The organism is Citrobacter sp. L55 (assembly GCF_002850715.1).
GTDB lineage: Bacteria > Pseudomonadota > Gammaproteobacteria > Enterobacterales > Enterobacteriaceae > Citrobacter > Citrobacter braakii.
This window is the reverse complement of sequence record NZ_KZ559441.1, coordinates 1-4,592: the sequence shown is the minus strand read 5'-3', so window position 1 is coordinate 4,592 and position 4,592 is coordinate 1. Positions and strand designations below refer to the sequence as shown.

4 protein-coding genes, 4 tRNA genes, 1 rRNA gene and 1 pseudogene are annotated in these 4,592 nt (G+C 49.7%); 2 read left to right on the top strand and 8 right to left on the bottom strand.

The features are described from left to right. The 5 genes from B9P82_RS27855 to B9P82_RS27835 form a co-directional block, all read right to left on the bottom strand. Positions 1–298 (bottom strand): GTP-binding protein (locus B9P82_RS27855; protein ID WP_000031686.1); only part of this gene is annotated, 298 nt, incomplete at its 3' end. A 118-nt stretch (positions 299–416) separates the two neighbouring features. Continuing rightward, a tRNA-Thr gene (locus tag B9P82_RS27850) sits at positions 417–492 on the bottom strand. 5 nt (positions 493–497) lie between these two features. Then, positions 498–572: transfer RNA gene (locus tag B9P82_RS27845), tRNA-Gly, on the bottom strand. 114 nt (positions 573–686) lie between these two features. Continuing rightward, positions 687–771 (bottom strand) — tRNA-Tyr (locus B9P82_RS27840). An 8-nt stretch (positions 772–779) separates the two neighbouring features. Next, positions 780–855: transfer RNA gene (locus B9P82_RS27835), tRNA-Thr, on the bottom strand. A 19-nt stretch (positions 856–874) separates the two neighbouring features. Between B9P82_RS27835 and B9P82_RS29260 the strand changes: the two are divergent. Next, positions 875–955: pseudogene (locus B9P82_RS29260) on the top strand (hypothetical protein); the annotation flags it as partial. 289 nt (positions 956–1,244) lie between these two features. Then, on the top strand, positions 1,245–2,195 hold the full coding sequence (gene coaA / locus B9P82_RS27830) for a type I pantothenate kinase (RefSeq protein ID WP_003031107.1): 951 nt from the start codon (positions 1,245–1,247) through the stop codon (positions 2,193–2,195). Between the two features lie 32 nt (positions 2,196–2,227). Here coaA and birA read toward each other — a convergent pair whose 3' ends face one another. The 3 genes from birA to rrf form a co-directional block, all read right to left on the bottom strand. After that, the gene (birA, locus tag B9P82_RS27825) at positions 2,228–3,190 is read right to left on the bottom strand and encodes a bifunctional biotin--[acetyl-CoA-carboxylase] ligase/biotin operon repressor BirA (protein WP_101701441.1); all 963 of its coding nucleotides are present in this window, start codon (positions 3,188–3,190) and stop codon (positions 2,228–2,230) included. Continuing rightward, positions 3,187–4,215 (bottom strand): UDP-N-acetylmuramate dehydrogenase, encoded by a 1,029-nt coding sequence (gene murB / locus B9P82_RS27820; RefSeq protein ID WP_047359268.1) that lies wholly within the window; start codon positions 4,213–4,215, stop codon positions 3,187–3,189. Before murB ends, birA begins: the two co-directional genes overlap by 4 nt. Before the next feature lie 251 nt (positions 4,216–4,466). Then, positions 4,467–4,582: ribosomal RNA gene (rrf, locus tag B9P82_RS27815) — 5S ribosomal RNA — on the bottom strand. Positions 4,583–4,592: the final 10 nt, after the last annotated feature.

Below are 4,592 nucleotides of genomic sequence, written 5' to 3'. Positions count from 1 at the left end.
CCATCTGCGCAGCACCGGTGATCATGTTTTTAACATAGTCGGCGTGGCCCGGGCAGTCTACGTGTGCGTAGTGGCGAGTCGGGGTGTCATATTCAACGTGAGAGGTGTTGATGGTGATACCACGAGCTTTTTCTTCCGGCGCGTTATCGATCTGGTCGAATGCACGAGCAGCACCGCCGTAGGTTTTAGCCAGTACGGTAGTGATTGCAGCGGTCAGCGTTGTTTTACCATGGTCAACGTGGCCGATAGTACCGACGTTAACGTGCGGTTTTGTACGTTCAAATTTTTCTTTAGACATCGATTGTCCCTCTAAGACACGGATAAATCGGTGATATCACCACATCAACCAGGCCATATGCCTGAGCTGTTGAATGCTTTTAAAAGTAAACAGAGAGAAACGGGAAGGAGAAGTGAAGTGGTGCTGATACCCAGAGTCGAACTGGGGACCTCACCCTTACCAAGGGTGCGCTCTACCAACTGAGCCATATCAGCACGTCTGGAGCGGGCAGCGGGAATCGAACCCGCATCATCAGCTTGGAAGGCTGAGGTAATAGCCATTATACGATGCCCGCATCCTGAAACTCGGCTACCCAGTTCTTTCTGTAATAAAAAAGAGATTTCTCTCTTTTTTATTCGAGCTGATTAATTTTTTAACCAGCTCAGGCGGCGATAACGCTGCCAGAAAGTGGTGGTGGGGGAAGGATTCGAACCTTCGAAGTCTGTGACGGCAGATTTACAGTCTGCTCCCTTTGGCCGCTCGGGAACCCCACCGGACTTGATGGTGCCGACTACCGGAATCGAACTGGTGACCTACTGATTACAAGTCAGTTGCTCTACCTACTGAGCTAAGTCGGCATCAAGTAGCGCGCATTTTATGGAGACATGCGCACTCATGCAACTAAAAAATTGCATAAAATGTTCTATCGCTCACATTTTGCGCTATACGACCGATAAATAATCTATTTCTTCTTCGAATTGAACAAATTTCCAACGTCAGCCGCGCTCCCAGAAGGCATTTTGCTCCAGCATGCCGTTATCAATAGAGAGAAAGTGCATCTTTATACATCTGGAATAGCCGTCACATTGCGTTTCAGGGGACGATTTTTTCTTATTATTCCCTCCCATCTGGTGTTACCCTCCTGCCCATTGTCCAAATTAACTGAAATGTGCGTGCCATTGCGTACCGGGGATGATTTCGTTTTTTACCGCAGACCTGATATAGCAATGACAGCCAGACCATGCGTATGAGTATAAAAGAGCAAGCGTTAACGTCGCCTTACCTACAGTTTGATCGCAACCAGTGGGCTGCGCTTCGTGATTCCGTGCCGATGACTCTGACCGAGGAAGAGATTGCTCGTCTGAAAGGCATTAACGAAGACTTATCGCTGGAAGAAGTTGCTGAGATTTATTTGCCATTATCGCGTTTGCTAAATTTTTACATCAGTTCGAACCTGCGGCGTCAGGCTGTGCTGGAGCAATTTTTAGGCACCAACGGCGAGCGTATTCCTTATATTATTAGCATTGCTGGCAGCGTCGCCGTCGGCAAAAGTACGACTGCACGTGTGTTGCAAGCGTTGCTGAGTCGCTGGCCCGAGCATCGTAAGGTTGAGCTGATCACTACTGACGGTTTTCTTCATCCTAACCAGGTGTTGAAAGATCGTGGGCTCATGAAGAAGAAAGGCTTTCCTCAGTCCTATGATATGCACCGTCTGGTTAAATTCGTTTCCGATTTAAAGTCTGGCGTCCCCAACGTTACAGCACCGGTCTATTCTCATCTGATCTATGATGTGATCCCTGATGGCGACAAAACCGTTGCCCAGCCCGACATATTAATCCTCGAAGGGCTCAATGTATTACAAAGCGGGATGGACTATCCTCACGATCCACATCATGTATTTGTTTCTGACTTTGTCGACTTTTCTATTTATGTTGATGCGCCAGAAGAATTACTCCAGACGTGGTATATCAACCGCTTCCTGAAATTCCGCGAAGGGGCATTTACCAACCCAGACTCTTATTTCCATAACTATGCGAAATTGTCGGAAGACGAGGCAATCAACACGGCTACATCGCTATGGAAAGAAATCAACTGGTTGAATTTAAAACAGAATATTTTACCAACGCGTGAGCGAGCCAGCTTAATCATGACGAAAAGCGCCAATCATGCCGTTGAGCAAGTCAGATTACGAAAATAAAAAATAAAGGGGAGCCATAGCTCCCCTTCTTATTATTCAGCGCTTCTAAGCGATATTTCCCCACCCATCCAGGCTTTTATCACGCCATTTTGTTCGAGTAGTAATGCACCTTGCGCATCTATTCCACGAGATACGCCAAATATTTCTTTATCACCAATAATGAGTTTAACGGGACGGTCGATAAAGTTATCCAGCGCCCTCCAGCGGGACAAATACGGCGCCAGGCCCTCATGCTCAAACAGTACCAGGGCAGCGCGCAGCTCGCGGATCAGCCGGGCAGCCAGAGTATTGCGGTCAATGGTAATACCCGCTTCCTGCAGATTAATCCAGCCTTGATTAACCACATTCTCCTCAACCCGACGCATAGACATGTTTATACCCGCCCCAATAACAATCTGTGCGGCATCGCCCGTTTTTCCGGTGAGTTCAACCAGGATCCCTGCCAGTTTACGGTCGAGCAAATAGAGGTCGTTCGGCCATTTAACACGTACTTTATCCGCGCCCAGATCGCGTAAAACCTCAGCCATGACAATACCAATCACCAGGCTCAGGCCAATCGCGGCTGCCGGTCCTTGTTCCAGTCGCCAGAACATTGAAAGGTACAGATTGGCGCCAAAGGGAGAGAACCATTTACGTCCACGACGACCACGACCGGCCTGCTGATACTCAGCGACGCAGGCATCCCCTGACTCCAGTTGACCAATTCGATCCATAAGGTACTGATTGGTTGAGTCGATAACCGGCAGGACCGTTATATTCCCGCCATCCAGCTGAGAATAAATAAGTGATGAATCTAATAGCTGGATAGGTTCAGGTAAGCTGTATCCTTTACCAGGGACAGTAAATACATCAACACCCCAGTCACGTAGCGTCTGGACATGTTTATTGATTGCCGCACGGCTCATTCCCAGCTTTTCACCGAGTTGCTCACCAGAGTGAAATTCGCCATCGGATAATAATGAAATAAGCGTCAGGGGGACGGTATTATCCTTCATGCAACGATCTCCACGGCATTCACTTCACCCAGTGGGCCAATAAACCGGACTTCCGGCTCAAGCCAGACATTGAATTTCTCACCGACTTTTTGGCGTACGTGATGCGCCAGTTGCACCACATCCTGACTCGTCGCATGGCCTGCATTGATCAGCACCAGTGCCTGCTGCTGATGTACCGCTGCGCCACCAATGCGCATGCCTTTTAGCTGACATTGATCGATAAGCCAGCCAGCAGCCAGTTTCACAGAGCCATCAGCCTGCGGGTAATGAGGTGCAGTCGGGAATTTCACCAGGAGCTCCTGCGCAATGTCCGCGGTGACAACCGGGTTTTTAAAGAAACTCCCCGCATTCCCGTTTACTTTTGGATCGGGCAGTTTTGTGGTGCGCATATGGCAAACAGAATCAAAAACCTGCCGAGGCGTTACCGTGGCAGGATCAAGACGCGTCAGGTCACCGTATGTGAGAACGGGTTGCCACTGTTTAGGTAAGCGCAGACCAACAGCTACAATCGCGAAACGATCCTGGTACTCATGTTTGAAGATACTGTCACGGTAACCAAATCGGCATTCTGCGGCGCTGACGCGCAGATGTTTGCCGGTCGAAAGCTCTACGCAGTCCACATATTCACAGACGCGCCGCAGTTCTACGCCATAGGCACCAATATTCTGGATCGGCGATGAACCCACGCAGCCGGGGATCAGCGCCAGATTTTCCAGTCCGGGCATGCTTTGCTGCAGCGTATGCTCTACCAGATGATGCCAGTTTTCACCAGCGCCTACGTGCAAATGCCACGCATCAGGTTGTTCTGTAATCGCTATTCCCTTGATACGGTTGACGATCACCGTTCCATGGAAGGCATCAAGAAACAGGACGTTACTCCCTTCGCCCAGGATTAGCACTGGATGATGTGATGCATTGGCTGATTGCCAGGCATTTAGTAGTTGTTGCGCATTTTCAGCACAGACAAGCACATTAGCTTGTTGATCGATACCGAAGGTGTTCCAGGCTTTAAGGGAGTGATTCATAGACGCTTTCCTGATGCAAAATCGCGCTTAGTTTACCGTATATGCAGCGGGATGGCTTGTGTTATGGAAGCTTAGGATGTTGCTTTGCAACCGATGAGGCTGCAATCACAGGCAGAATAAGGTTTACAGGCACCGTATCCGGTAATAACAGACGCCGGCCGGATAAGGCGGGAGGCCACCTCCGGCAGTTTTCACTCCCTGCAGACGCAAAGAAGCCCATCCGGCAGGATGGGCTTCTTCACTTATTTGATGCCTGGCAGTTCCCTACTCTCGCATGGGGAGACCCCACACTACCATCGGCGCTACGGCGTTTCACTTCTGAGTTCGGCATGGGGTCAGGTGGGACCACCGCGCTACAGCCGCCAGGCAAATTCTGT